The following is a 24,589-nucleotide window of genomic DNA, read 5'->3' as shown; positions in this document are numbered from 1 at the left end:
CGATGGCGAATTATAGCACCAACGAGTTCAAGGGCGGCCTAAAAATTATGATGGACGGCGAGCCTTGTTCTATCTTAGAAAATGAAATGGTCAAGCCTGGTAAAGGACAAGCGTTTAACCGCGTTAAAATCCGTAAGCTTATCTCAGGTAAAGTACTAGAGAAAACCTTTAAGTCTGGCGACTCAGTGGAAGGCGCAGACGTAATGGATACTGATCTAGCGTATTTATACACTGACGGTGAGTTCTGGCATTTCATGAACAACGAAACATTTGAGCAGATCGCAGCTGATGAAAAAGCAGTGGGTGATAGCGTAAAATGGCTGGTTGAAAATGACGTTTGTACTATCACACTGTGGAATGGTAATCCAATCGCAGTAACACCTCCTAACTTTGTTGAACTTGAGATCACTGAAACCGATCCAGGCCTGAAAGGCGACACTGCGGGTACTGGTGGTAAGCCTGCAACCCTAAGCACAGGTGCTGTTGTTCGTGTTCCTTTGTTCGTTCAAATTGGTGAAGTGATCAAAGTTGATACGCGTAGTGGCGAATACGTAAGCCGCGTAAAATAATAGCGTAAAGCAATTTACGATGTTTTATAAATCCCAGCATGTTGCTGGGATTTTTTTGGAGTAAACAATGACGGTGAACAATTGGCAGCCGAGTGCAACGATAGACACGCTTAGGCAAAGGGCTGCAATTTTAGCGAAGATACGGCACTTTTTTGCGGCTCGTGACGTGATGGAAGTCGACACGCCGAGCCTTTCTCAAGCCTCAGTGACCGATCCTCACTTAGATACTTTCCATACTCGATTTGTTGGCCCAAATCACAGCCAAGGTTTGCCTTTATTTTTACAAACGTCACCTGAGTACGCGATGAAAAGGCTACTAGCCGCCGGCAGTGGTGCGATTTTTCAATTATGTAAGGCTTTTCGTAATGAAGAGTCAGGACGTCATCACAATCCAGAATTTACGATGTTAGAGTGGTATCGTCCGGGCTTTGACGAATTTGACTTAATGGCGGAAATCGATGAGTTGATGCAGATGTTATTGGACTGTCCTGCTAGTGATTCGATGACTTACCAACAAGCCTTTGAGACATACCTTGGATTTGACCCCTTAAGCGTGTCGCTGACGGAATTAAAAGCGCACGCCAACAAATATGGTTATGGTGATATTGCAGCTATCGAGAATAATCCAGATACTTTACTGCAATTGCTATTTTGCATGGAAATTGAGCCTAAAATCGGTCAGCAGCAACCTTGTTTTGTTTATCACTTTCCGGCATCGCAAGCGGCGCTGGCAAAACTTAACCCGAAAGACAATCGCGTTGCAGGGCGTTTTGAGCTCTATTATCGCAACATGGAACTGGCTAACGGATTTAATGAATTGACGGATGCGGTAGAACAAAGAGCGCGTTTTGAGCAAGATAACCAACTCAGAGCTGAGATGGGATTGCATCCTGTGCCGGCCGATGAGCGGTTATTGGCTGCACTTGACGCAGGCATCCCCGATTGTGCTGGCGTTGCACTGGGAGTAGATAGGCTAGTCATGCTGGCGCTAAACAAAGCTAGCATAAGCGAAGTGCTCACATTTGATGTTTCGCGAGCTTAGCGCCGCGAAACAAAACGAGTAAGCTCTTTTTGAGTGGTTTCTGTGAGCTTTTGGGCACTTTGGCATTCAGCTAACGCGCCATCAATTTGTGATTTAGACTGCTGACCCAGTTCGACAATTTGTTGCACTGCTTGGTGGGTATGTTTTTGTGTTTCTTCAAGTTGGTGTACCGCACTAACGATTTCTTCTAATTGTGCTTGATTGCGTTCAAAGTCATCACTCATCGAAATAAAGCCTTGAGAGGTATCACTGATGGCTTTCTCTGCTGAGCTTGAATGAGAAATCAATTGTTCTGATTCTTGATTGGTTTCACCGACAAGCACGTTCATTTGATTGATAAAATCGCTGATCTGGCGGGTGGCCGCATTGACCTTGACCGACAGCGCACGAACTTCATCGGCAACCACTGCAAAGCCACGTCCGGCTTCACCTGCTCGAGCTGCTTCAATTGCCGCATTGAGCGCAAGCAAGTTGGTTTGGTCGGAAAACTCTTCAACCATTTTTAGAATGTTGCGAATATTCTCACTATTTTCTTTCAGGCCTGAAACCGTCGATGAAAAGTTACCTAGTAGCGTGGTGATTTGTTTTACTTCAGCGACAAGCTTAGTTAACGACTGTGATGAACCGCGAACAAAATGCAAGCTTTCGGTATTGGCCTGATAAACTTGATCGGTATTGTGCACAATACTTTGTAAACTGTGGCTGACCTGATCGGAAGCTGCAATAATTGTGTCACCTTGGCTCAGCTGCTGCTGTCCATACTTTGCGGTACTTTGCATGGAATTGGTGATATCGCGGTTGCTTTGTGTTGCCGCAGCGGCACTTTCATATGTTCTTTCCAAAAGGACACTAAGGTGGGTGGTAAAGGCGTTGTACTGCTCGCTTAAATCTCTAAATTCGTCATAAGTGAATTGTGGCAGCTTTGCATCTAGGTTACCGTCTTGGCGGTTAACACGTTCCAGTGACTCTTTCATCGCTTGTACAGGTCGCACGATTAAAAAGCGCATATAAAAGACGGTAAATGCAAATGCAGCAATAATCACAATAGTGATCAGCCAAAACAGCCCCATATTCGCGCCAGATTGGGATAGCTCCGAATACAGCCAAAATAAAATAATTGCTTGAAAGAGAAGTAAAAAACCTAAATTGCCAATAATTTTGCGTGTTAGGGTAAAGAAAAACGTCTCTTCTAAAAAATTATAAATGCGCATATATAAACTCATATTGGGCTCATCATTGTGCCACTTTATTTGTCTCAGTATAGATGAGCTAAATGGAATAACAATGCTAAAGCGATCAAGTAGTTACTCAATTGGGGGGGCGTAAGCGCCAATGCCCTGTAAATACATTTTGGTTTGGCATGGAAAGTTAGTGAAAATACCATCCACCCCGAAATCTAGCATCATATCTATGTCTTGTTGTTTATCGACCGTATAAGCAAATACCTTTAATCCGCGAGATTTTGCGTCCAACACATATTCATGATTAATAAAGTTTTTGTCCATATGAATGCTGTAGGCATGGAGCGATTCGGCAAATTGCGCATAATGAATTGGGATCGAAGCGGTTAACGCGCCAATTCTTACCCAAGGTAATTTTTGCTTTAGCCACAATAGTTGATGATGGTCAAAAGAGGAGATGAGTAGCTGCTCTCTGGTGATCACGCCTTGCTGGATATGATCTTCAATATAGGTAACGAATTTATCTAGGCCAAAGGTATGCTTCAGTTCTAAATTGATATCTGTCTGTTTGCCGATGGTGGCAAACACTTGCTGCAAGGTTGGAATTGATTGTCCTTTACCGGCATCAAGCGTGGCAAGGTAGGCTTGAGTTTGTTCATTAACTCTACCCACGCCATTGGTGGTCCTGTCTAGCCAAGTGTCGTGGATAATGGCGTAATCATCCGCGCAACTTTGCACATCCAACTCAATACCATCAACGCCAATATGGAGAGCTGCTTCTATTGCAGCAAGTGTGTTTTCCGGATAGCTGCCACTGGCTCCACGGTGCGCTAAGACTTGAATCATGCTTTTTTCCTTGTAATAGACCAAGTTTCAAAACAGGCTGCACTAACTACCAACAACCCGCCAAGTAATGTTGTAAGTGTCAACGTCTCGTGTAACAGAATATAAGCTAATAGCGTTCCATACAATGGTTGTAAACAAGAAATTAACCCTGCAGTGGTGGCAGATAAATAACGTAGGCTAGAGGCAAACAAGGCGTGTGGAATTGCTGTAAATATTGCTCCTGCAAGCAAGATTAACCAGAGGTTTTCTGTGGAAACTTGCTGAATTGGCACTTCCACAAATGCTAACAGCATGAGGCATGCAACAAGCGTTTGATAAAGCATCGTGTGTGGGCCGCTATAGTGAGAAAAGAAGCGCTTTTGGAGCAAGTTGCGTAGCGCAAAGAGTGCGCCCGAGAATACGCCCGTAATAATCCCTAAGGTAACTTGGTTGCCAAGGTTCGCTTCTGGTACTAACAGATAGATACCAAATAGCACCGCGCTCGCACTGATAAAATCTTTTAGCTGTACACGGTTGCGAGTGAAGAGCGGCTCTAAAAAAACGGTGATCACGGGGTAGGTGAAAAAGGCAATGATCCCAACTGCAATTCCCGCCATTTGCATGCCTGCAAAGTAAGTCACCCAATGAAGTCCCACGATGACACCGAGAACTAAAGCCGTTAGATAATCTTTTTTGTGTATTAATTTTATCGGCTGCCGTTGTATTTTGAGTAACAGTAGTAGCACAACGAAAGCAACGGCGGTACGGTAAACGGTGATATCCAGTGCTGAGAGTGAAATTAATTTTGAAAATAATGCTGTTCCACCAAATAATAAAACGGCACTATGAAGCGAGAGCAAATCGGATTGTTGTGGGCGCATATCGAATATTAGAACTGTTTTTTAGCAGTCTATCATTTAATCGCTTTGAGATGACAAGATTGTTGACACTTGTCACTCAACATTCTGCGCTTAAACGTAAATAATAATAAAAAGAGTGAATCAGAGAAGCTTGTGTCCATTACCACAGAATTTACCCTAGTTGAGAAACGGCGCTCATTTTGGAATGCCGGACCCCTTATATTTTCAACCTTTTATTTTTTCCCATTGATATTTAGCTGGGCGCAATTGAGTGTAGTTAATATTGCGTTGCAAGTTGTTGTGTACCTTAGTTTTGTCGTGCTCTATTGGCAGAGTATTACAAAAACGGGCAATGCGTTGGTGATGAATTTAGTGCTGATGGCAGGGCTTTGTGTCGCAGGTAGTTGGGTGACGACCGGGACGAGTTCGTTATTTGGCTTTATTGCTTTTTTCTGCGGTTTTAATTTTCTGCCTCGCTATAAAATCATTGCGATGCTGGTCATCATAGCGTTGGTATTGCTAACGGCTAAATTTATCGCGACCCAGCAAACGGTTTATTTCTTGATGCCTGCACTGTGCGTGGCATGTGGACTCTTTATTTTTGGTTGGATGTCACACCGAGAGCGAGTACATCAAGAGTTGCAGAGGCAAAGTGAAGAAGAGATTAAGCGGCTAGGCGCCGTGGCTGAGCGTGAGCGTATTGCACGTGACCTACATGATTTACTTGGTCATTCACTCAGCTCGATAGCATTAAAAGCAGAGCTGGCGAGTAAATTTGCAGCTGCAAATGCATTAGAGCAAGCGCAATCAGAAGCGCAGCAGGTTGCAGACTTAGCGAGAGAAGCACTAAGCGAAGTGCGCCAAGCCGTCACCGGCTACCATCAGCTAGCGCTTGATGCTCAGCTGCACATTTTGGCATCGAGGCTAAAAGATAAGGGCATTGCCGTAACGCTAGAATTGCAGGCGGTCACTTTAGATAAAGTAAGCGAAGCCTGTTTGTGCTTTTTTGCTAAAGAGATATGCACCAACATTATTCGTCACAGCGACGCAGATAAGGTTTGCTTCACACTACGACAAACTGACAATAATGTCTTTGTAGAAATTAAAGATAATGGCTCTATAAAGTCCATAAAAGAAGGAAATGGTTTAATGGGGATCCGTACCCGATTGAAAGAATGTGGTGGCCAATTATTTTATAACACCGAACAGGGCGGATACTTTAAGGCGGTACTAGGGGAAGCAGGATGATCAAAGTTTTTATTGTTGAAGATCAAGCATTAGTAAGAGGAGCTATTGCGGCATTATTGAGCTTAGATAGAGAGATTGAGGTGGTTGGCGAGGCTGAAAACGGTCAAGTTGCAAAGGAAAAGTTAGCAAAGTTAACGCCTGATATCGTGCTAACGGATATTGAAATGCCACAAGTCACTGGGCTTGAGCTTGCTCAGCACTTACAACAAAAAATGCCAGACACAAAAGTAGTTATCATGACGACCTTTTCTAAGGCGGGTTATATTCGTCGCGCGATCACTTTAGGGGTAAATGGCTTTGTATTAAAAGAAGCACCAAGTGAGTACTTGCTATCAACGCTGAAAAAGGTAATGAAAGGATATAAGGTTATTGACCCAGAGCTTGCTCTGTACGCTTTGGAGGATGCTGACCCGCTTACTGATAAGGAGCGAAAAGCGTTGCGTTTGGCCAGTGAAGGACTAAAAACTGCTGAAATTGCAGGACAGCTATTTTTGAGCGAGGGAACGGTAAGGAATTATTTATCCGACGCTATCGCGAAATTACATGCGACAAATCGAGTAGATGCAGCAAGAATTGCTAAGCAAAAAGGATGGCTGTAACTCGGTGTAATAGCATATATCCAGTTAATACTTCAAAATAATGCAGTGCGGTAATATACTGCACCATCCGCCAAGTAATAATAATGTATTAATTTTGAGTGTAATGATGGATCCTAAATTACTTATTCAAGTTACCGCAATAACGACTGTGGTTTGTACAGTTTTTATGGCCGTAAACTGGTTTATTAATAAAGGCCTACCAGGCACTCGAGATTGGCTTGTTTTCATTGCGCTTACCGCAATTGGGTGTGGCCTGTTGGCCGCCTATACACTTCCCATTACGTTCTCAATTTTTATTCCCAATCTTACTATCGCATTTGGACTTTTTTATCTGGCTCGTGGTGTTGATGCGTTTTTTAGTGTGAAAAGCAATTACATGCCTTGGTATGTATTAGCCGCATTGGGTATTCCCAGTTTTACTTACTTTTTGTACGTGGATTTTAATTTTATAGCTCGTGTCGGGATCAACTACCTAGTCTGGGCGATGGCGATGATTTACTGCCTGCGAGCGTTAAATAAAGGCCATAAATTATTATCACAACAGTTTAGTGCGGCACATTGGGCGTTTGGCCTATCGTGCTTGAGCTTATTGGCCGTGTTTACTTTTAGAGTGGTCATGCTTGGCGGCTACTCGGTGACAGATAGCCTGGTTTCGGCAAATTGGGTTAACCAGTTTTTTGCAGTTTCAGTGAGTACGATGCCGCTGCTGTTGTGTTTTTCTTTATGCCTGTTATGTAGCAGCCGTCGTGAAAAAGAACTATGTCTGTTAAAAACTGCTGCTGAGCAGTCAGCGCAAGTAAAAGGACAGTTTTTAACGTTATTAAGTCATGAACTGAGAACACCACTAAACGCCATTGTTGGTCACGCAGAATCACTTAAAAAAGTGCCGCGTGAGCCCAATCGCCATGCTCAATTATGCGATGTTATCGTCCACGCCGCGATGTCGATGTCAGACTTAGCCAATCAAGTATTATTGCAAGCGAAAGGGGAATATGCCGCGCAAAATCGCGTGCCTGTCTCGCTTTATAGTCTTTCGCAAGAGTTAGTTCGCCTTTTACAGCCGCTGGCATTGGCTAAAGGGTTGAGTTTGAGGGTCGAGGTCAAAGGTCTGTATCCACAGGACGTTCATGTCGTCGAGCAAGATACATTGTCTTTGGTACTCAGAAATCTGCTTTCGAACGCGATTAAGTACACAGATAAAGGCATTATTACGCTGATCCTGGAAGGCACAAATCGCGCTGAGGATAAGCAAACTATCCGTTTTGCAATTAAGGATACGGGCAAAGGACTGACTGAAGTACAAATGGAAAAGATCTTCGAGCCCTTTGTCACATTAAATACTGAACAATCCATCTCGCAAAGTTCAGGATTTGGGTTGGCGTTATGCAAGCAACTGCTGCAAGGGCTAGACTCTGAGCTTAACGTCGACAGCAAGCTTGGCAATGGCACTGTGTTTAGCTTTGAGTTAGATTGCCAGTGTAGTGATTCACCGTTACAGAGCACAGAGTTTAATACAGAGAAGCTAGCACTCAATGTGCTTGTTGTTGAAGATAACCTCATGAATATTGATGTGATCAGCACTTATTTAAACGATATGGTGAGCGAGTTTTCTATTGCTAAGTGCCTTGCTGAAGCGGAAGTCGCACTATTAGAACACAATTTCGATATTGTTCTGTTAGACATGCGACTGCCAGATGGTAATGGTCTTGAGTGGTTTAAAGAAGGCTTCAACGAAATTGGCTTTACCTCCAGCGTTAAGGTGATAGCGTTAACGGGTGATGGCGATCCTGAATTGAAAAGACAATGCCTCCGAGCTGGCATGCAGGACTGTTTAACTAAGCCTATCATGCCAAGCCGTTTATATGCGGCATTGGAATGTGCGACTGTAAAAACAACATCTCGCTTGGAATGTAAGACTTTGATTGATCAATCAAGATTTATGGATCTCGCAAACCGTGAAAGTTCAGGCGTGTTGGCAACGAAGTTAATGTATTTAGCAGACAGGTTTGAATATGAGATTGCGCAAATTAAAGGGCTCACAGAGTTGAATGTAACTGACTTAGCCGTTGATAAACTTGCCTACATTGAAAACGAAGCACTGGAGCTCGGCATGGTGAATTTTGCAGAGCTTGTTCAAGCAGCAACAGTACAGCTGAGTTACTCTGAAGAGCAAGTCGATTGGGACGGTCTTGCTATGGTTGCTAGACGCTCAGTTGAGCGTTTATTAGAACTTCATGCCCAAATTGCAACACTGGAGTCGGTATCAAATTCAGTGGTTAATCTATCTGCATAAAAAGATTCATCGATCTTGGCCTAGGTCATTAGGCTATTTTGGGTTAAAATAACAGCATAGCTTATTTAACAAGACAGTAATGCCAAAACAGGATCCCTATCTCGATAGAGAACAGCAAAAATACGACAATCCAGTACCTAGTCGCGAATTTATCTTAGAACACATTAAAAGCGCGGCCAAACCACCTTCTTTCTCTCAATTGTGTAACGATTTAAAAGTGCAAGACGAAGAACGTCAAATTGCGCTTAAACGCCGCTTGCGCGCAATGGAGCGAGACGGTCAACTGCACTTCAATAAATTTAAGTGTTACACCATTCCAAGTGATGATGGTCTAGTCAAAGGCCGCGTTGTTGGACACCGTGACGGCTTTGGCTTTTTAGAAGTCGAAGGCGAACCCAAAGATTGGTTTATCACTAAGTATCAAATGGAGCGCGTGCTACATGGCGATTGGGTGTTAGCAAAGGCTGGCAGCCGAGGCTCAGGTGGTAAGGTGGAAGCGCGTATTGTGCGGGTACTTGAAAAAGAGCGTGCGCCAGTCGTCGGTCGTTATTTTGTTGAGTTTGGCATGGCAGTCGTGGTGCCAGAAGATCCTCGCATTACTCAAGATATCATCATCGTACCTGGCCAAGAAAATGGTGCTCGCCATAATCAAATGGTGCAGGTAGAGATCACTCAAAGCCCTAGCAAACAAATGAATGCAATGGGCAAAGTACTTGAGGTGCTCGGCGATCATATGGCACCGGGTATGGAAATTGAAGTGGCACTTCGCAATCATGACATTCCTCATGAGTGGCCAAGTGAAGTAGAAGCACAAGTTGCAAATCTTGGTGAGTTTGTTGAAGAGTCTGCTAAACAGAGCCGAGTTGACCTGCGCGACTTACCGTTAGTGACCATTGACGGTGAAGACGCACGTGACTTTGATGACGCCGTATATTGCGAGCGTAAAAAGTCGGGAGGTTGGCGTTTATGGGTTGCTATTGCGGATGTGTCTCATTATGTCGGTAAAGGCACTGCGCTTGACAAAGAAGCGATTGAGCGTGGTAACTCAGTGTATTTTCCTGAGCAAGTTGTGCCAATGCTACCTAAGGTGCTATCAAACGGTCTATGTTCATTGAATCCTAAGGTAGACCGCTTGTGTATGGTTGCGGAAATGACCGTGTCCGAAGCGGGTCGTTTGTCTGGCTACCGTTTTTACGAAGCCGTGATGAACTCTCATGCTCGTCTTACTTACACCAAAGTCCATGCGATTTTACAAGGTGACGAAAAGCTCAGAGCGGATTATCAGCCTCTTGTGCCTCATCTAACTGAGCTCCATAACATGTATATGGCGCTGAAGGCTGCAAGGCAGGAGCGTGGCGCGATTGAGTTTGAAACCCTAGAAACGCGCTTTGTATTTAATGCCCATCGAAAAATTGATTCTATCGTGCCTGTGGTTCGTAACGACGCCCACAAGCTGATTGAAGAGTGCATGATCTTGGCTAACGTGTCAGCAGCAAAACTGTTGGAAAAACACGAAGCCCATAGCTTGTACCGTGTTCATGATGAGCCAGACCCTGAAAGATTGAGCCAGTTTAGGCAATTCTTGCAAGACTTGGGTATTGAAAGCCAATTACCTAACGATCCGTCGCCAGAGGAGTTGACCCAAGCGCTTGAGTCATTGGGAGATCGCCCTGAAAAAGAATTGATCCAAACCATGTTACTGCGCTCAATGAAGCAAGCAGTATATCAGCCTGAAAATATTGGCCACTTTGGTTTGGCATTAAAAGCCTATGCACACTTTACCTCACCAATTCGCCGTTATCCGGATCTGGTGGTACACCGCGCAATCAAAGGCATTTTACAGCAGCAACAACAGCCCGTGAGTGGCGCTTACATCTACAATGAAGATGAAGTGAAACAACTGGGTGAGCAGTGCTCGATGACAGAGCGCCGCGCTGATGACGCTACTCGAGAAGTTGCTGATTGGCTTAAATGTGAATTTATGCAAGATCATGTTGGCGATGAATTTACCGGTGTGATCTCATCAGTCACCAACTTTGGATTATTTGTGAGGTTGGACGATCTACAGATTGACGGGATGATCCATGTTAGCAATTTAGGGCATGAGTACTTCCACTTTGATGGTGCAAAGCAATGTTTGATTGGCGAGCATAGTCGCACGGTGTTTAGACTCGGTGATAAACTTACTGTTGTGGTTGCTTCAGTTAGCTTGGACGATCGTCGCATCAACTTAGCTTTGGCTGAAGAAGGTCAGCAAGACAGGTATGCAAGGCGTCGAAAATCGCCAAAAAGCACAGCAAGTAGTGTTCGTGAGCAGCTAAAAACGGGTAAAATCCCGGGAGCTAAGCGCCGTGACGGTGAAACGTCTGGTCGCGATAAAGATAATAAAGGCGATGACAAAGCCAAAAAGCGCAAAAGGACGACCCCTAAGGGTGAGCTCAAACAGGCGAAAAAGGCAGGCACGCTGAAGTCGAAGAAAAAATCGACGAGTAAAAAAGCCAAAGCGGCAAAGGGCAAAGCAAAACGCCCGGGTAAAAACGAAAGAAATCGTAGCAAAAAAGCGCAATAGATTATAAAGCGGGAGCTTTAACGTGAGTAACGAATTAATTTTTGGCTTTCATTCAATCGAAGCCATTTTGAATAACGCGCCGGAGCGCTTTTTAGAAATTTATGCACTAAAGGGACGTGAAGATCAGCGTTTAAATCAAGTCGTAAACGATGCCCGTAAGTTTGGTATTTCAGTGCAGTTTATGCAGCGTAAAGCGCTTGATAACAAAGCGAATGGTGAGCAACATCAGGGCATTATTGCCAATGTTAAAGCGGCGCGCGGATACAATGAAAAAGATCTTGATGAGATCATTCAAAGAGAAACCACACCATTTTTCTTGGTGCTTGATGGGGTAACGGATCCTCATAACTTAGGTGCATGTCTGCGTAGTGCTGATGCAGCAGGTGTACATGGTGTGATCGTACCAAAGGATAAGTCTGCAAAGCTAAACGGCACTGCAAGAAAAGTTGCATGTGGCGCTGCAGAAACGGTTCCGCTTATCCAAGTAACCAATCTTGCTCGCACGTTGCGTGATATTAAAGAAGCCGGTGTGTGGGTTGTGGGTACGGCAGGTGAAACCGATACAGCTGTTTTTGATGCAAACCTGACTGGGCCTATGGCCATTGTAATGGGCGCCGAAGGCGATGGCATGCGCCGTTTAACTCGAGAGCATTGCGATGAGCTGGTTAAGATCCCGATGGTAGGTAGCGTGTCTAGCTTAAATGTATCGGTTGCGACCGGTGTTTGTTTATTTGAAGTGTTAAGACAGCGCTCAGCGCTTTAATCACTTAATAAGCGCCGGCTTTCACGGCGCATCTTCAAAAGCTTTAAGAGCTCGCAAGGTAAACTTGCTCCTACACAGGTCTACTTTTGGTAGGAGCCGATTTTCTCGGCGCATCTTCAAAAGCTTTAAGAGATCGCAAGGTAAACTTGCTCCTACTCAGCTCTACTTTTGGTAGGAGCCGATTTTCTCGGCGCATCTTCAAAAGCTTTAAGAGCTCGCAAGGTAAACTTGCTCCTACACAGGTCTACCTTTGGTAGGAGCCGATTTATTCGGCGAGCTTTTAAAACCCGCAAGGTCAGCTTATTCCCACACAATTGTACAGGGCATTACCCCATTAAAATCGCTTGCAACTCTTTAAGAGATTCTACGGTATAGGTTGGCTTGATATGGTCAGGGCAGACTTTGCCATCATGCTTTAACCAACAGCTATCAATCCCAAAGCGGTTTGCGCCTAGAATGTCACTTGCTGGTGTGTCGCCAACCATTAATACTTTGGATTTGTCGGGGTTCCCTAACAGTGCTAACGTATGCGCAAAAATACTCGGATCTGGCTTAGCTTTACCCACCAACTCAGAGATCACCACTTCAGAAAAACGATCCACAAGGCCGGTATGTTCCAATCTTTTTTGCTGAAGCGCGGCAAATCCATTGGTAATAATAGCCAAAGTACATTGGCCTTTCAGGCTATCGAGCAAGGCTTTAGCTCCCGGTAACGGTTGGCAAATTTCTGCCATCGCGGCCAAGAATCCCGCATTGAGTACTTCAGGTGCGATATCGAGTTTTTCAGCCCAGCGACTAAAGCGCGTTACCTGAAGTGTTTTTGCGTCAATCTCACCATTTTGATACTGCACCCAAAGTGGCGCATTTAAGCTGTTATATTCTTCGTAGTCCTCGTCAGTGAACACAACGTCATATTGAGTAAACAGCGTTTGTAATCCAAATTTGGCATTAAAGCTAAATAAGGTTTCGTCAGCATCAAATAAAATATGTGTATAGTTCGGCATTATAAATACATCTCGGGGTGATTAAAGGGTGCCATTGCGAGTAATAAGGCTTGCGTGTAGCTACTCTCTCTGGTGGCAAGATGGTTGGTTAGCAAACCGATAGCACCGCCTTGTTGCTTGATATTAGTGGTATTGAACAAGTCGTCCATTACATGTCCTAGCTCTTCACCTTGTTCAAGACGCGCGTAGACCGATGCCGGTAGCGGCAAATTACAACTACGGCCGACACTCGTACGACGGTTATTCGCAATGACGACATAAGCGAAAGTAGCTGCACCGTATTCAAATTTGGCAGCGCCTCCTTCCATGGCACAATAAAAATCGGCTTGATGATGTTGCTGTAAGTAAGTAACACGATTCTCTGCGCCTTCGCGGGTGGCTTGTTCACCTAAAGGCTGATCCGCAACGAGACTCGGCGCTGAGATACCCTGACAGTCAATTTTTGCATTGGGAAAGTACTGCGCAAAGATGGTTTTTGCAGCATTGATTTTTACTGGGTTTTTAGACCCCACTAAAATGGTAAGCACGTCCATATAACAACTACTCGTGATGCTCTAAAAGGCGTCAGTGTAAAGTGTGATATGGAGCGATGCAAGGAAGCTATTATTCCTAATCAAAACATAAGCTGGGTTAAATCGGTAAATCGACTGGCGCCATATTCTCAAGGGCGCGTTTCTTTACTAATAATTCCTTGATAAGTGGAGTCAGTACCAACTCCATCGCCAGCCCCATTTTCCCGCCCGGCACAACTAACGTGTTTACACGAGACATAAAGCTGCCCTCAATCATTTGTAAGTAGTAAGGGAAATTAACATCTTCGATGCCACGAAAGCGAATAACCACAAAGCTTTCGTCTAATGAGGGTATGTCTTTAGCACTGAATGGGTTAGAGGTATCCACGGTGGGCACGCGTTGAAAGTTAATATGCGTGCGAGAAAACTGGGGAGTGATGTGATTAATGTAGTCATCCATTGAGCGCACAATTGACGTCATAACCGCTTCTTTGGAATGGCCGCGCTCATTGGTATCGCGAATGAGCTTTTGGATCCACTCAAGGTTGATGATAGGCACCATGCCAATCAATAGATCAACGTTGCTGGCCACATCATATTCGGGGGTCACGACACCGCCGTGCAGTCCCTCATAAAACAGCATATCGGTGTTTTGTTCTAGTTCTTGATAAGGAGTAAAAGTGCCCGGTAGCTGATTAAATGGCACGGCATCGTCAAACGTGTGAAGGTAGCGACGGACTTTGCCATTGCCGGTTTCGCCATAGCTTTTGAACAGACTTTCTAATGCGCCGAAGTCATTGGCTTCTTCACCAAAGTAGCTAATGTGCTTACCTTCTTGCAGCGCTTCGCGACGCAATTTATCCATTTCAGGGCGAGTGTAGCGATGAAAGCTATCGCCTTCGACATAGGCGGCTTTGGTATTAAGACTGCGGAATATGTGTTTTATCGCGCTTGTCGTTGTTGTAGTACCTGCGCCTGAGCTACCAGTAATGGCGATAATAGGGTGTTTGTCTGACATAAATCTGCCTTAGCTTTCATCATCCGTTAATTCGATGTTACGCGAAGCAAAGTTTTTGGCAAGCTTTGCTTGAGGGCGAGTGTTGGGTATCATAGCAGGGTGATATAACTACAATGAAAAATCAAAGGAACGTCCATGCCCATTTCAATGCGTGTGAAGCTCGCAGTTTGTCTATTCGCTTTCGCGTCTTGTTTACCAGCTTATTCAGCCATGCCCAAAAGCCAAATTTGGCTAGCTGAATTAGGTGAACATTTCAGTGCTAAACCAATTACCGAAAACACCGCATATTTTAATCAACCGCTAGTGACTGATTCTGGGGTTTACTATACCGCGGAAGTAAGCGCTAATGGCAATAGCCAAACGGATCTGTTTTTTTACGACTTTCAAAGCCAAAACACAACCAACCTCACGCAATCCCCTGTCTCCGAGTATTCACCCACACTGCATCCGAATGGGAAAGGGTTAACGACGATTGTGGTTGAGGGATCCGGTAAGCAAAAGCTGTGGTTTTATCCGTTTGATCAGGCTACAAAACCAAGTCGTGTTTTTGAGCATATTGAACCTGTGGGGTATCATGCTTGGGGGAGCAACCAAGATCTGATTATGTTTATTTTAGGTGCGACTGAGAGTGCTCCGCATACCTTACAGTACACAGATATTAATGGTCATTTACCACAAATTCTTGCCGAAGATATTGGCCGAACTTTGTCTTACAACCGTGCGCGTGATGTGTTTGCTTTTACATATCAAGTCAATGGCTTAATGTGGTTCGCAACTTACCACAGAGAGAGCGATCATATTCAGCGATTTTTTGCTCTTCCCAGTCAAGTGCAAGATTATACCTGGTTGGATGATAATAAAGTGGCATATGCACTAGATAATAAAATTTATTATCGGGATTTAAATGCGCCTAAAAAAGTCCACTTATTAAGAAACTTAAGAAGTTACTGTCAGACTTCAATTTCTCGCTTGAGCTTTTTTGATAACAAGCTGGCATTTGTATGCTACCGCCAAGACTGACAATAACAAATTGAGTAGAATGCTCGATGCGATGCGTAGACAACAACCATAGGAAGAGATATGACGATTCTTGTAACTGGTGGTGCAGGCTATATTGGCTCTCACACTGTATTAGAGCTGCTACAGCAAGGCAAAAAGGTAGTGGTCGTAGATAATCTAAGCAACTCTCAGCAGACTTCATTACATAGAGTCGCTGAGATAGTAGGAAAGGAAGCGGCATTCCATCAGGGGGATATTCTTGATAAGGCATTTCTTGATAGTGTATTCGCGCAATATGATATTGAAGAAGTGATCCACTTCGCAGGCTTAAAAGCCGTAGGAGAGTCGGTTCAAAAGCCAATCGAGTATTATCAAAACAACGTTCAGGGTACGTTGACGCTGCTTGATGCAATGCGTGACGCCAATGTATTTAAGCTAGTTTTTAGCTCGTCAGCGACGGTCTATGGAGATCCTGCCAGCCTTCCTATTCGTGAAGATTTCCCTGTTGGTGGCACAACCAATCCTTATGGTACGTCAAAGCTGATGGTTGAAATGGTACTACAGGATGTCGCTAAATCAGACCCGCGTTGGGCCTTTGCTATTTTGCGTTACTTTAACCCGGTTGGCGCACACGAGTCGGGGTTAATTGGTGAAGACCCAAATGGTATTCCCAACAACTTACTGCCCTACATCTCACAGGTTGCTGTTGGTAAACTGGCGAGTTTAGGCGTCTTTGGCGACGACTATGACACCAAAGACGGCACGGGCGTGAGAGATTACATTCACGTGGTTGATCTCGCTATTGGCCATTTAAAAGCACTTGAGAAAATCGCAGTAGTAGCAGGTACACATATCTATAACTTAGGTACCGGCAATGGCTACTCAGTACTTGAGATGGTTACTGCGTTTGAAAAGGCAGCGGGCAAAGCCATACCGTATGACATTAAACCGCGTCGCGATGGCGACATTGCCGCCTGTTACGCAGCGCCTGAAAAAGCCAAATCTGAATTAGGCTGGCATGCAGAGCGTGGATTGGATGCCATGATGCAAGATACATGGCGCTGGCAAAGCAATAATCCAAACGGGTATCGTTAACTACTAAGTTAGTTATTGATGTATATCGAAAAGATAACAGCCTTATTTCTGTCTACATTTAGTGCATGGGGCTTTCTTTTTGCTTTGCTTTACAACCTAGCCATTTATTCTGGGAATAGGCAAGAGCGTCTTGAACAACAGCCTATATTTTATAGTGCAGTTATGTTTATTTCGTTTCTGATTACTATTCCCATTGTAGCCCTTTTTTTGCTTCCCTCTGACAGTGCAGTTAATACTTGGGAAATTCTTAGGTATAACGGCGCTTTAATCGTGATGGACTTATTGACTATGTTCACGCTGACACTCATTCCAAGAGGGAGTGCTAGGGTAGGTAATGTTTGTTATAGCTACTTACAACTATGCATGTCTTTTTCAATCGTGATGTTTCTCGCAGCAGCCTGTTTTGGAGTCTATTATCAATACCTTCCTTCTTGGCTTCGGCAGTTTTTTTTAATTTTTTACCCTCTTGGCTCCAATGCAAATGACTTAGTCATGGTTTCAGTACTCGTTATTAGGCGTGACTTCCTAGGGTTACATCGACTCTATCGACGGCTATTAAACTCAAGTTAACGCAGCTAGCGCTAAAACTGGCTGCTAGAAAAGCATTAATTATCCGAAGCTCAGGTTAACTATGTTGTTATAATTATTATTTTCATAAATCTGTCACGTTGTCGTCATCTAAACTCGGTTAAATATTTTGGTATAGACCAGTTTAGAGGCAGTTATGAACAACGATTATTTACTCCTGACGCCAGGCCCGCTCAGTACATCTCACACCGTGAAAGAAGCCATGTTGAAAGACTGGTGCACCTGGGATGATGAATATAACCAAGGTGTGGTGCAAGTTATTCGCAATCAGCTTTGTGAAATTGCGGTTGCAGATCCGCAGTATCGCAGTGACTACAGTGCAACCTTAATGCAGGGCAGTGGTACAGCAAGTGTAGAGGCGGCTATTGGGACTTTTATTCCTAAGTCTGGCACTTTACTGGTTATCAATAATGGTGCCTATGGTGCGCGTATTATTGAGATAGCCAATTATCTAAATATTAATGTGATAGCGCTCAACTTTGTTGAAACCGAATTGCCGCAACTTGAGCAGATCTCACAAACGCTTGAGCAACACCCTGAGATCACCCACGTAGCAATGGTACACTGCGAAACCACAACGGGGATGCTGAATCCGGCTAAACGCGTAGCGGAGCTTGCGAAACATCACAATAAAGTAATGATCCTTGATGCCATGAGCAGTTTTGGCGGCATTGAGATGGATATGCACGAGTGGCAAATTGATATCCTCATTAGCTCAGCAAATAAGTGTATTCAAGGTGTTCCAGGTTTTGGCTTTGTGATTACAAAAACAGCGCTCTTGATTGCCTCTGAAGGACAAGCACGCTCACTTTCTTTGGATCTACACGCTCAGTGGAAAACCATGGAAAATCATCATGGTAAATGGCGTTTTACCTCGCCAACGCATGTTGTCAGGGCTTTTGCCAAAGCACTAGAAGAATTGGCGCAAGAGGGAGGCGCTTCTGCACGATTCAAGCGTTACAGCGAAAATCAAAAACAGCTCGTTAGCGGCATGAAAGCCCTTGGTTTTGAAGCCTTGTTACCAGAAGCCATGCACTCACCTATTATCACTTCTTTTTATTCACCAAGTGACGAAAGCTATGAGTTTAAGCGCTTTTATGAAGCATTGAAGCAAAAAGGATATGTAATTTACCCCGGCAAAGTATCAAACGCAGATTGCTTTAGGATCGGTAATATTGGCGAAGTATATGCCGCAGATATTAGCGGACTACTCGAAGCTATCGCACAAGCAAAATACTGGTAAACCGTTAGGGCAGGAGGCGCTTTACGCGGCGATGGGTTAAGGGGGTAATCTCCCCCGCTTTAAACAGCAGGTTATAGTAAAGTTTACGCGGCATCTAGTAATTTTCTGGGTGAATTACGATTGTCTAGGCTAGCTTCAACATACATTTTTTTGAGCTTAAGGTTCTCTTATTCAAACTCTTTAAGTCTCTTAAGGTTAGAAGCTTCTATACCAGCAAACTTCTAGTTGTAAAACGTGATTTTTTCATAGTTAGTCTCCTCTTTAATGATTGTAGAGAACTCCAATTGAACATGCCTTATTTTATGGGAAGGTGGCAGAATGACTTAAAAATTCGGCAAGCTCATATATAAACATCACCACAAAAGGCTCTATTATCTCGTAACTTTCTATCATAAAAACGGATACAGACAATTCATGACATTTGTTGCTATCGAACTCTTTATTGATAAATTTCGCATTGCCATCACAAAACACATCGCTATCAATTTGGGGTAAACGACGATGCTTCGAGATGTTCACCAAGTTATCAAGCTGTTTATAGACAGACCCTTCTCGCAGTTTTTCGATATCATTTATCAGTGTGTAGGCTTCAAGGTCATTAAGAGATTTTTTAGCAGTTTGCCAACTAAGTCTTCTACTCTCTACCTCTTCTTTACCTACCATGATATTGATAATGTAAGGTACTGACTCGATTAGAGAATGCAAAGCACGAAAGAACGCAAATGCATGAGATTCAAACACACAGCGATAGTATTCTGGGTTTTTCATCTCTGTTTCGCTAGTTAACTTATCAAACATCGCTAAACGATGAGCCTTTATAGCTTTGTTAAATTCTTCATAATGAAACCGACAGTAAAGTTGATGACGACCTATACTGTCTAAAGCTAGCTTTAATTTTGCTTTTTTATCTGCATCGTGTATCAACGCCAAAACATTTTCTTTGTTGAACTTTGCTTTTATCAGTTTTTCACATTCTTTACCTGTCACTAATGCCTCGCAACTTGAATTCTTGAATACACGCTATTTATCGCATCCGTTAGCTGTAATAAATTACCGTTGTATTTATCTGTGATCACTTGCCTAGAAGCATAGCCGAAAAGCTCTACGACAACATCATGATCAGTTTATTTCAGGTATGTGGCTATATGGTTTATTCGCAAGATAGAAATAGGGTTTGGAATTAATGATTGTGTCTATCATGCGACGATATATGCGAAAAGGTTGTCGTGCTAAAGCACGACCTACGGGGGTTACACGCCTTCAACAATCATTTCTATGGCGTCATGGAGCCAATATTCAATATTGTAATCCACCAATGCTTGCTCGGCGTCATAGCGGGCGCGCAGTACCTTTAAGCAAGGTGCGCCGCTGTTCTTTTCTAATTTTTCGGCAACGTCATCGGGTAGTACGGTGACGCTTATTACACACTGTTCAAAGCTGACGTCAACTTGGTAGTGGGTCGACATCACTTCCGTGATAGAGCCATCCAGCGGTTGGCTGTGTAAGTCGGCAAAACGTTCGGCTGCACAATAGATCTGTTCCATCATCATTGCCCGACCATCTAACGCGCGTACTCGGGTTAATTCATATACAGGCTGGCCGTTAAAATGAGAGTGGCTAAACTCAGGCTCTGTGGAAGGGGCATTAATTGCCACTACTTGAGTTGTTGGTGTAAAGCCTTGTTCAATGGCAAGGTGGTTAAAGTTTACTTTTTTAGCTGGATGCCATTTGAGCTTTTCGGGGGTGACAAACCAGCCGCGACGCTTTTGGCTAAAGATAAGTCCTTCGGCTTCTAGTCGTGCTAGGGCTTCACGGACGGTGATCCGTGTTGAGCTAAATGTTTCTTGCAGCGCACGCTCTGAAGGCAACTTGGCACCGGGCGTCATGCTGCCAGCGGCTAGCAGCGCTTGGATATGGTTTCGAATACGTTGATAAAGCAGCATAATTGAGTCGATAAAACCTTTTGTGACAAGCTTACTATCGTTTTATGACAGGATAAATAGACTTGTAAACTCAGATTGGCCTAATTCGCCAAGTAGGCTTCTATTTGGCTAAACCAATAGCTACTCGGCAAAACGGCTAAACTCGGATCTTTCCCTAAATCATCAAAACGACGCAGCGCGATAATAGCGTCCAATTCAGGCAGCTTGGAGAATGCCACAAGTTCTTCGGGGCTCATCTTTCCGCCTTGTCTTGTTAGTGTTAATTGGCTGGCAGGAGAGAGCGTTTGGTGATACTTCTCATCAATACTGACCAGATAGCGTTTCGCATCTACGTGTTTGCGCACCAGTATTGTCACCGCGCGGTCAAAGCCAAGCTGAGTTAAATGATCTGCCCCTAAATCGCCATGATTGCTATATCCTTGTGGGGTAAAGTCCGGGTTATTCTGAGATTGAGCAACAAAATGGCCAATATCATGTAAAAATGCAGCGATTTGGGTCGCTTGATCATAACCACTTTCTTTCGCGAGGGTGGCGCATTGTTCGGCATGGTAAATTTGGCTACATGCCTCGTCATAGGTGGCGTGACCATATTGCTCGAATAGCTGTTTTATTTGTGCAATGGCATTCACTTTATATACTCCTGCTTCACGTTCGGATCTAATTTTGCTGCGCTGCCACTAAGCTTGCTTAGCCAAACATCGAGTTTATGCGGCGGCGTGTTGTTATCCTCAGCGCTTTCTTTACGGCGAATGGCATTTCTCACCATTAAGGCCCCCGCGGTGCGAAATGGCTCGACGGGAAACTGTTTAAGCGTTTGGTTGACTAAAGCGCAGTGACGCCAGTCGTTATGTTGATTAAGCAGTAGACTCGCTAAGATTTGTCCACCTAAATAGGATTGCACCACGCCGTTGCCTGAGTAACCACTGCCATAAAACACATTAGCTTGACCATTTAAGTGACCAAAGAAAGGCATGCCAGAGACACTTCGGTCTGAGGGGCCGGTCCAAGTTCTGTCTATCTCGAGCTGGTGATGTGCAAAGAAATGGCTAAATGAGCGTTCAAGAATAGCTTGATAACGGCTAGCACGGTGAAAGGTATCTCTCACTTGGTTATTGAAACTAAAATAATTTCCACCTTTGCCAAGCATTAATCGACCGCTTGAGGTGGTGCGGTAGTAATTCACAAAAATGCGTGCATCAATCACCGGAGCACCGTGGTTCAGCCTCATTGCTGCAAGCTTTTCAGGCGCTGGTGTGGTGATCGCCATATCGCTCGAAACCAACACCACGCTGCGAGAAAACTGTGGTAATAAGCTTGGCAACCAAGCGTTAACGGCAAATACCAGCTGATTGGCTCTGATCTCGCCTTTGTCTGTGGTAATGGTTAGCGTGTCTTGGCCTTGGTGCTTTAGGTAGCGGGTGTGTTCAAATACCTTGACCCCAAGGGCTTTTGCCACCTTCATCAGTCCACGTACAAGCTTGGCGGGTTGAACGCTACCGGCATGGGGAGAGTAAATTCCAGCAAGGTTGGCATTAGAGCCGGTAGCTTGCAACTGCGATTTATCCAGTGTTTGCCACGCATTAAGCTGGTGTTGCTCAAGTAGGGCGGTAATGGGGCCAAAGGCATTGCGCTGGCTGTGATTTGAAGCCGTATAGTAAGTACCATCAACGCGGCAATCACATTCAATCCCGTGTTTACTGGTAAAAGCTTTAATGTCATGAACGGCCTGCTCCGACTGGCGCACTAAAAAGCAGGCTTGTTCTAAGCCAAACTCTTTAATTAAGCTGGCAAACTTAGTCGACCATGTCAGCATAGCTCCGCCATTACGACCCGAAGCACCTTGTCCACAGAGGTCCTTTTCAATGATGGCGATATTTAGCTCAGGTTTTTGCTTTTTCAGCGTTATGGCTGTCCAAAGGCCAGTAAAGCCGCCACCTATGATACAAACTTGGGTATCCAACGCGCCATGGGGCGGCGCGCTTGCTGCGGCTTTAATATCGGCTTGAGTGATTGCTTCATCAAACCAAAAAGGCTGAAAACGCATTACGGGCGCTCTCCACGGGCAATACGAGCAGAAATATCCACCAAGATCATTTCGATGTCGGCTAGTGAATCAATCACATAATGCGCACCGGCCTCGCCAAGTTGCTGATAAGCATTAAGGGAACGTGCACTTTGCTCTTCATCACTCAGCGCCGTCCACTCTTCTTCGCTAAGTCCCACCGCATTACCCGTTAAAGCAAGTCCAACGGTCCACATACCAGCATTTAACCCCTCGCTTATTCCCGGCGCGGAGTCATCGACTTTTACGCATCCTGATACGCGATTAATCCCAAGTCTTTGCACGTTTTCTAACGCCATCCAAGGGCCTGGGCGAGAGCCAGCTGCACATTCATCACTGGCAACTACACAATCTGGCTGATAACCATAGTCGGCAGCGGCAGGCACTAGTACGTCCATCACAGGCTTGGGATACCCAGAACAACTGCCAATCTTAACGCCTTGTTGTTGTAATCGTTTGATCACCGCAAGCACGCCCGGAATGGGGGCTGCTCGGTCGGCGACTTTTGCCTGTTGGAGCGGCATAAAGGTTTGATAAATATGGTCAACATCTGCCGTACTCGGTGCCTGACCAAATTGCGTTATCCAGCGGGTGCGGACGCTGTCCATTTGTAGCAAGGTATTAATGTGATCCCACTTGCCCATTCCCATCGGACCGCGTGCTTCAGCCAAGGAAATATCAAATTGATACGCTTGCTTAAATGCTTCAACAAAAATACTGGTAGGGGCAATCGAACCATAGTCGACCACAGTACCAGCCCAATCCAAAATTAATGCTTCAATGTGTTTCATGTTGCTAAGACTCCTAGCTAGGAAATATGTGATGAAAGTGCCGTGGCGCGTAGTTGCGTTGACGCCTTACGTGGTCGCTTTAATTTCACGGCAAAATAAATAATTGAGCTCACTACGAGGGCGCTTGCGATAAACGCTACCCAGTAGCAGGCCATGGTAAAAAAGTGCAGCCAGCTGAGCTCAGGTGTGGCAAAGGTTTTATAGAGCAAGATGCCCACTGAGCCTATGTAGCCCGCCGAATCCGCCAGATAAATTAAAAACCCGGCGTTCGCAGTCGAGCCAACTGCTGAGATCATGCGGTCAAACAAAAAGCAGTTATAGGGGATATAACTGATATAAAGACCAGCCCCCAGCAGTACCATCCAAGTTTTAGGATCGAGACTTTCGGTTTGGTATAAATACGTACTGCCAGCCAGTAGTAAAGCCCCGAGTAAGACAAAGCCATGATTGGCAAAAAATGCGATGCGGTTATTTTTAATTAACACCAATGCGGCAAGCGCAATGAGCACGATAAAGGCGATGCGGATCCCGGCATAAGCAAAAATCGCGGGTTCTTGCCCATAACCTAAGGCTTGCCAAATCTCGGCTGAGAAGTTATCTCTAAAGTCACGAAAGCCAGTAAAGAGTAAAAAGCTAAGCACCAGCACGGTTATTCCAAACCAATACTGTTTAAAAAACGCCAGCCGGGCTTTGCCATCCATTGGCGCGCGCTTTTGTCGTAATTGTTCATCTTCTTGTGTAGGTTCTGGAATACTATTAAGACAAGCAACGCTAAGTACAAGCTGCGGCAGAAAAATCGCTCCGGTTGCCGCTGGCATCCACAGTTCAGGCACATTGAGTTCACTCACCAGCCATTTGCCCACAGTTCTGACCAGTCCAGAGGCAAGAATAAAAGTCACGCTGAGTACCGCACCTAAGATTTCGGTGGTTTTACGACCTTCTAAAAAGCTAAAAACCAAACCCCAGATCATGCCAAGGGAGAGGCCATTGGCAAACAGCCAAACCAGATTCCAGCCCGTAGGAGTGATGGCAAATAGCACCAGTGCAAGCTCGGCGGCTAAAATCATGGCCAAAATCGCACGACCGCGATAATGATGCTGCATTTCAGCAATCACTTTAACGCCGATAAATTTCGCGCATAGGTAGCCAAACACTTGCGAAAGGATCAGGGCAATTTTAAAGCTAACAACCCAGCTCGGGTCATCAAAGGCTTCATAGGTATTGACCGAAAATGGCTTACGAAAGGCGTACATACAAAAGTAAGTCATAAACGCACTGGTCGCGGTAAATAGCACAAAGCCGATACCTTGGGCGTCTTTTAGCCAGCGCGGGCGGGCGTTAAATAGGGTGATCTGCAACATCATAGGATCCTCGGTAATTCGAGG

At 44.7% G+C, this 24,589-nt stretch carries 22 protein-coding genes; 10 read left to right on the top strand and 12 right to left on the bottom strand.

The window, feature by feature from the left end; translation table 11 throughout:
* Window positions 1–2: 2 nt before the first annotated feature.
* Window positions 3–569 carry an elongation factor P gene (efp, locus tag MHN32_RS00345; protein ID WP_010605834.1) on the top strand — a complete coding sequence of 189 codons (567 nt, stop codon included), beginning with the start codon at window positions 3–5 and terminating at the stop codon, window positions 567–569.
* Between the two features lie 67 nt (window positions 570–636).
* Entirely contained in the window at window positions 637–1,611 is a 975-nt protein-coding gene (gene epmA / locus MHN32_RS00340) for an elongation factor P--(R)-beta-lysine ligase (protein ID WP_174170458.1), read from the top strand.
* Here the strand turns inward: epmA and MHN32_RS00335 are convergent.
* The 3 genes from MHN32_RS00335 to MHN32_RS00325 all read right to left on the bottom strand — a co-directional run bounded on the left by MHN32_RS00335 (window position 1,608) and on the right by MHN32_RS00325 (window position 4,498).
* Window positions 1,608–2,822: a methyl-accepting chemotaxis protein gene (locus tag MHN32_RS00335; protein WP_239420554.1), complete on the bottom strand. Its 1,215-nt coding sequence runs from the start codon at window positions 2,820–2,822 to the stop codon at window positions 1,608–1,610. The genes epmA and MHN32_RS00335 overlap by 4 nt on opposite strands.
* Before the next feature lie 93 nt (window positions 2,823–2,915).
* The gene (locus MHN32_RS00330) at window positions 2,916–3,638 is read right to left on the bottom strand and encodes a glycerophosphodiester phosphodiesterase family protein (protein WP_010605831.1); all 723 of its coding nucleotides are present in this window, start codon (window positions 3,636–3,638) and stop codon (window positions 2,916–2,918) included.
* Window positions 3,635–4,498, bottom strand: coding sequence for a DMT family transporter (locus MHN32_RS00325; RefSeq protein ID WP_239420549.1), 864 nt, complete (start codon window positions 4,496–4,498; stop codon window positions 3,635–3,637). The genes MHN32_RS00330 and MHN32_RS00325 overlap by 4 nt, the downstream gene beginning before the upstream one ends.
* A 246-nt stretch (window positions 4,499–4,744) precedes the next feature.
* On the opposite strand from MHN32_RS00325, the gene MHN32_RS00320 reads away from it, so the two are divergent.
* The 5 genes from MHN32_RS00320 (at window position 4,745) to rlmB (ending at window position 11,949) form a co-directional block, all read left to right on the top strand.
* Entirely contained in the window at window positions 4,745–5,725 is a 981-nt protein-coding gene (locus MHN32_RS00320; protein ID WP_239420548.1) for a sensor histidine kinase, read from the top strand.
* Window positions 5,722–6,324, top strand: a complete 603-nt coding sequence (locus MHN32_RS00315; RefSeq protein ID WP_239420546.1) for a response regulator transcription factor — start codon at window positions 5,722–5,724, stop codon at window positions 6,322–6,324. Before MHN32_RS00320 ends, MHN32_RS00315 begins: the two co-directional genes overlap by 4 nt.
* Window positions 6,325–6,427: 103 nt before the next feature.
* A complete protein-coding gene (locus MHN32_RS00310; protein ID WP_239420545.1) occupies window positions 6,428–8,617 on the top strand; it encodes an ATP-binding protein in 2,190 nt (729 codons plus the stop codon).
* 79 nt (window positions 8,618–8,696) lie between these two features.
* Window positions 8,697–11,186, top strand: a complete 2,490-nt coding sequence (rnr, locus tag MHN32_RS00305; RefSeq protein ID WP_239420537.1) for a ribonuclease R — start codon at window positions 8,697–8,699, stop codon at window positions 11,184–11,186.
* 22 nt (window positions 11,187–11,208) lie between these two features.
* On the top strand, window positions 11,209–11,949 hold the full coding sequence (gene rlmB / locus MHN32_RS00300; protein ID WP_102056057.1) for a 23S rRNA (guanosine(2251)-2'-O)-methyltransferase RlmB: 741 nt from the start codon (window positions 11,209–11,211) through the stop codon (window positions 11,947–11,949).
* A gap of 326 nt (window positions 11,950–12,275) precedes the next feature.
* Here rlmB and yjjG read toward each other — a convergent pair whose 3' ends face one another.
* The 3 genes from yjjG to MHN32_RS00285 form a co-directional block, all read right to left on the bottom strand.
* Window positions 12,276–12,953, bottom strand: coding sequence for a pyrimidine 5'-nucleotidase (gene yjjG, locus MHN32_RS00295; protein WP_102056058.1), 678 nt, complete (start codon window positions 12,951–12,953; stop codon window positions 12,276–12,278).
* Window positions 12,953–13,486 (bottom strand): inosine/xanthosine triphosphatase, encoded by a 534-nt coding sequence (gene yjjX, locus MHN32_RS00290; RefSeq protein WP_102056059.1) that lies wholly within the window; start codon window positions 13,484–13,486, stop codon window positions 12,953–12,955. The genes yjjG and yjjX overlap by 1 nt, the downstream gene beginning before the upstream one ends.
* A gap of 97 nt (window positions 13,487–13,583) precedes the next feature.
* Entirely contained in the window at window positions 13,584–14,483 is a 900-nt protein-coding gene (locus tag MHN32_RS00285) for a phosphoribulokinase (protein ID WP_010368692.1), read from the bottom strand.
* Between the two features lie 135 nt (window positions 14,484–14,618).
* On the opposite strand from MHN32_RS00285, the gene MHN32_RS00280 reads away from it, so the two are divergent.
* The 3 genes from MHN32_RS00280 to phnW all read left to right on the top strand — a co-directional run bounded on the left by MHN32_RS00280 (window position 14,619) and on the right by phnW (window position 18,408).
* Window positions 14,619–15,503 carry a hypothetical protein gene (locus tag MHN32_RS00280; RefSeq protein WP_239420522.1) on the top strand — a complete coding sequence of 295 codons (885 nt, stop codon included), beginning with the start codon at window positions 14,619–14,621 and terminating at the stop codon, window positions 15,501–15,503.
* Between the two features lie 60 nt (window positions 15,504–15,563).
* Window positions 15,564–16,577 (top strand): UDP-glucose 4-epimerase GalE, encoded by a 1,014-nt coding sequence (gene galE, locus MHN32_RS00275; protein WP_239420520.1) that lies wholly within the window; start codon window positions 15,564–15,566, stop codon window positions 16,575–16,577.
* 724 nt (window positions 16,578–17,301) lie between these two features.
* Window positions 17,302–18,408, top strand: coding sequence for a 2-aminoethylphosphonate--pyruvate transaminase (gene phnW / locus MHN32_RS00270; RefSeq protein ID WP_239420518.1), 1,107 nt, complete (start codon window positions 17,302–17,304; stop codon window positions 18,406–18,408).
* 300 nt (window positions 18,409–18,708) lie between these two features.
* Here phnW and MHN32_RS00265 read toward each other — a convergent pair whose 3' ends face one another.
* The 6 genes from MHN32_RS00265 to MHN32_RS00240 all read right to left on the bottom strand — a co-directional run bounded on the left by MHN32_RS00265 (window position 18,709) and on the right by MHN32_RS00240 (window position 24,568).
* A complete protein-coding gene (locus MHN32_RS00265) occupies window positions 18,709–19,395 on the bottom strand; it encodes a hypothetical protein (protein WP_239420516.1) in 687 nt (228 codons plus the stop codon).
* A 263-nt stretch (window positions 19,396–19,658) separates the two neighbouring features.
* Window positions 19,659–20,351 (bottom strand): UTRA domain-containing protein, encoded by a 693-nt coding sequence (locus MHN32_RS00260; protein ID WP_239420514.1) that lies wholly within the window; start codon window positions 20,349–20,351, stop codon window positions 19,659–19,661.
* A gap of 80 nt (window positions 20,352–20,431) precedes the next feature.
* On the bottom strand, window positions 20,432–20,980 hold the full coding sequence (locus tag MHN32_RS00255; RefSeq protein WP_239420512.1) for an HD domain-containing protein: 549 nt from the start codon (window positions 20,978–20,980) through the stop codon (window positions 20,432–20,434).
* Window positions 20,977–22,395 carry an FAD-dependent oxidoreductase gene (locus tag MHN32_RS00250; protein WP_239420501.1) on the bottom strand — a complete coding sequence of 473 codons (1,419 nt, stop codon included), beginning with the start codon at window positions 22,393–22,395 and terminating at the stop codon, window positions 20,977–20,979. Before MHN32_RS00250 ends, MHN32_RS00255 begins: the two co-directional genes overlap by 4 nt.
* Window positions 22,395–23,204 carry a phosphonoacetaldehyde hydrolase gene (gene phnX, locus MHN32_RS00245; RefSeq protein ID WP_239420496.1) on the bottom strand — a complete coding sequence of 270 codons (810 nt, stop codon included), beginning with the start codon at window positions 23,202–23,204 and terminating at the stop codon, window positions 22,395–22,397. The genes MHN32_RS00250 and phnX overlap by 1 nt, the downstream gene beginning before the upstream one ends.
* A 17-nt stretch (window positions 23,205–23,221) precedes the next feature.
* A complete protein-coding gene (locus tag MHN32_RS00240) occupies window positions 23,222–24,568 on the bottom strand; it encodes a DUF5690 family protein (RefSeq protein WP_239420494.1) in 1,347 nt (448 codons plus the stop codon).
* Window positions 24,569–24,589 lie beyond the last annotated feature (21 nt).

Source organism: Pseudoalteromonas sp. Of11M-6 (assembly GCF_022347905.1).
In the GTDB taxonomy this organism is placed as follows: domain Bacteria; phylum Pseudomonadota; class Gammaproteobacteria; order Enterobacterales; family Alteromonadaceae; genus Pseudoalteromonas.
The sequence above is the reverse complement of the archived record's forward strand: the minus strand, read 5'-3'. Positions and strand labels throughout refer to the sequence as shown.

Coding starts and splice junctions, on each gene's coding strand:
- efp (WP_010605834.1), top strand. CDS start 3: ATGGCGAATTATAGCACCAACGAGTTCAAGGGCGGCCTAAAAATTATG.
- epmA (WP_174170458.1), top strand. CDS start 637: ATGACGGTGAACAATTGGCAGCCGAGTGCAACGATAGACACGCTTAGG.
- MHN32_RS00335 (WP_239420554.1), bottom strand. CDS start 2,822: ATGCGCATTTATAATTTTTTAGAAGAGACGTTTTTCTTTACCCTAACA.
- MHN32_RS00330 (WP_010605831.1), bottom strand. CDS start 3,638: ATGATTCAAGTCTTAGCGCACCGTGGAGCCAGTGGCAGCTATCCGGAA.
- MHN32_RS00325 (WP_239420549.1), bottom strand. CDS start 4,498: ATGCGCCCACAACAATCCGATTTGCTCTCGCTTCATAGTGCCGTTTTA.
- MHN32_RS00315 (WP_239420546.1), top strand. CDS start 5,722: ATGATCAAAGTTTTTATTGTTGAAGATCAAGCATTAGTAAGAGGAGCT.
- MHN32_RS00310 (WP_239420545.1), top strand. CDS start 6,428: ATGATGGATCCTAAATTACTTATTCAAGTTACCGCAATAACGACTGTG.
- rnr (WP_239420537.1), top strand. CDS start 8,697: ATGCCAAAACAGGATCCCTATCTCGATAGAGAACAGCAAAAATACGAC.
- yjjG (WP_102056058.1), bottom strand. CDS start 12,953: ATGCCGAACTATACACATATTTTATTTGATGCTGACGAAACCTTATTT.
- yjjX (WP_102056059.1), bottom strand. CDS start 13,486: ATGGACGTGCTTACCATTTTAGTGGGGTCTAAAAACCCAGTAAAAATC.
- MHN32_RS00285 (WP_010368692.1), bottom strand. CDS start 14,483: ATGTCAGACAAACACCCTATTATCGCCATTACTGGTAGCTCAGGCGCA.
- MHN32_RS00280 (WP_239420522.1), top strand. CDS start 14,619: ATGCCCATTTCAATGCGTGTGAAGCTCGCAGTTTGTCTATTCGCTTTC.
- galE (WP_239420520.1), top strand. CDS start 15,564: ATGACGATTCTTGTAACTGGTGGTGCAGGCTATATTGGCTCTCACACT.
- phnW (WP_239420518.1), top strand. CDS start 17,302: ATGAACAACGATTATTTACTCCTGACGCCAGGCCCGCTCAGTACATCT.
- MHN32_RS00260 (WP_239420514.1), bottom strand. CDS start 20,351: ATGCTGCTTTATCAACGTATTCGAAACCATATCCAAGCGCTGCTAGCC.
- MHN32_RS00250 (WP_239420501.1), bottom strand. CDS start 22,395: ATGCGTTTTCAGCCTTTTTGGTTTGATGAAGCAATCACTCAAGCCGAT.
- phnX (WP_239420496.1), bottom strand. CDS start 23,204: ATGAAACACATTGAAGCATTAATTTTGGATTGGGCTGGTACTGTGGTC.
- MHN32_RS00240 (WP_239420494.1), bottom strand. CDS start 24,568: ATGATGTTGCAGATCACCCTATTTAACGCCCGCCCGCGCTGGCTAAAA.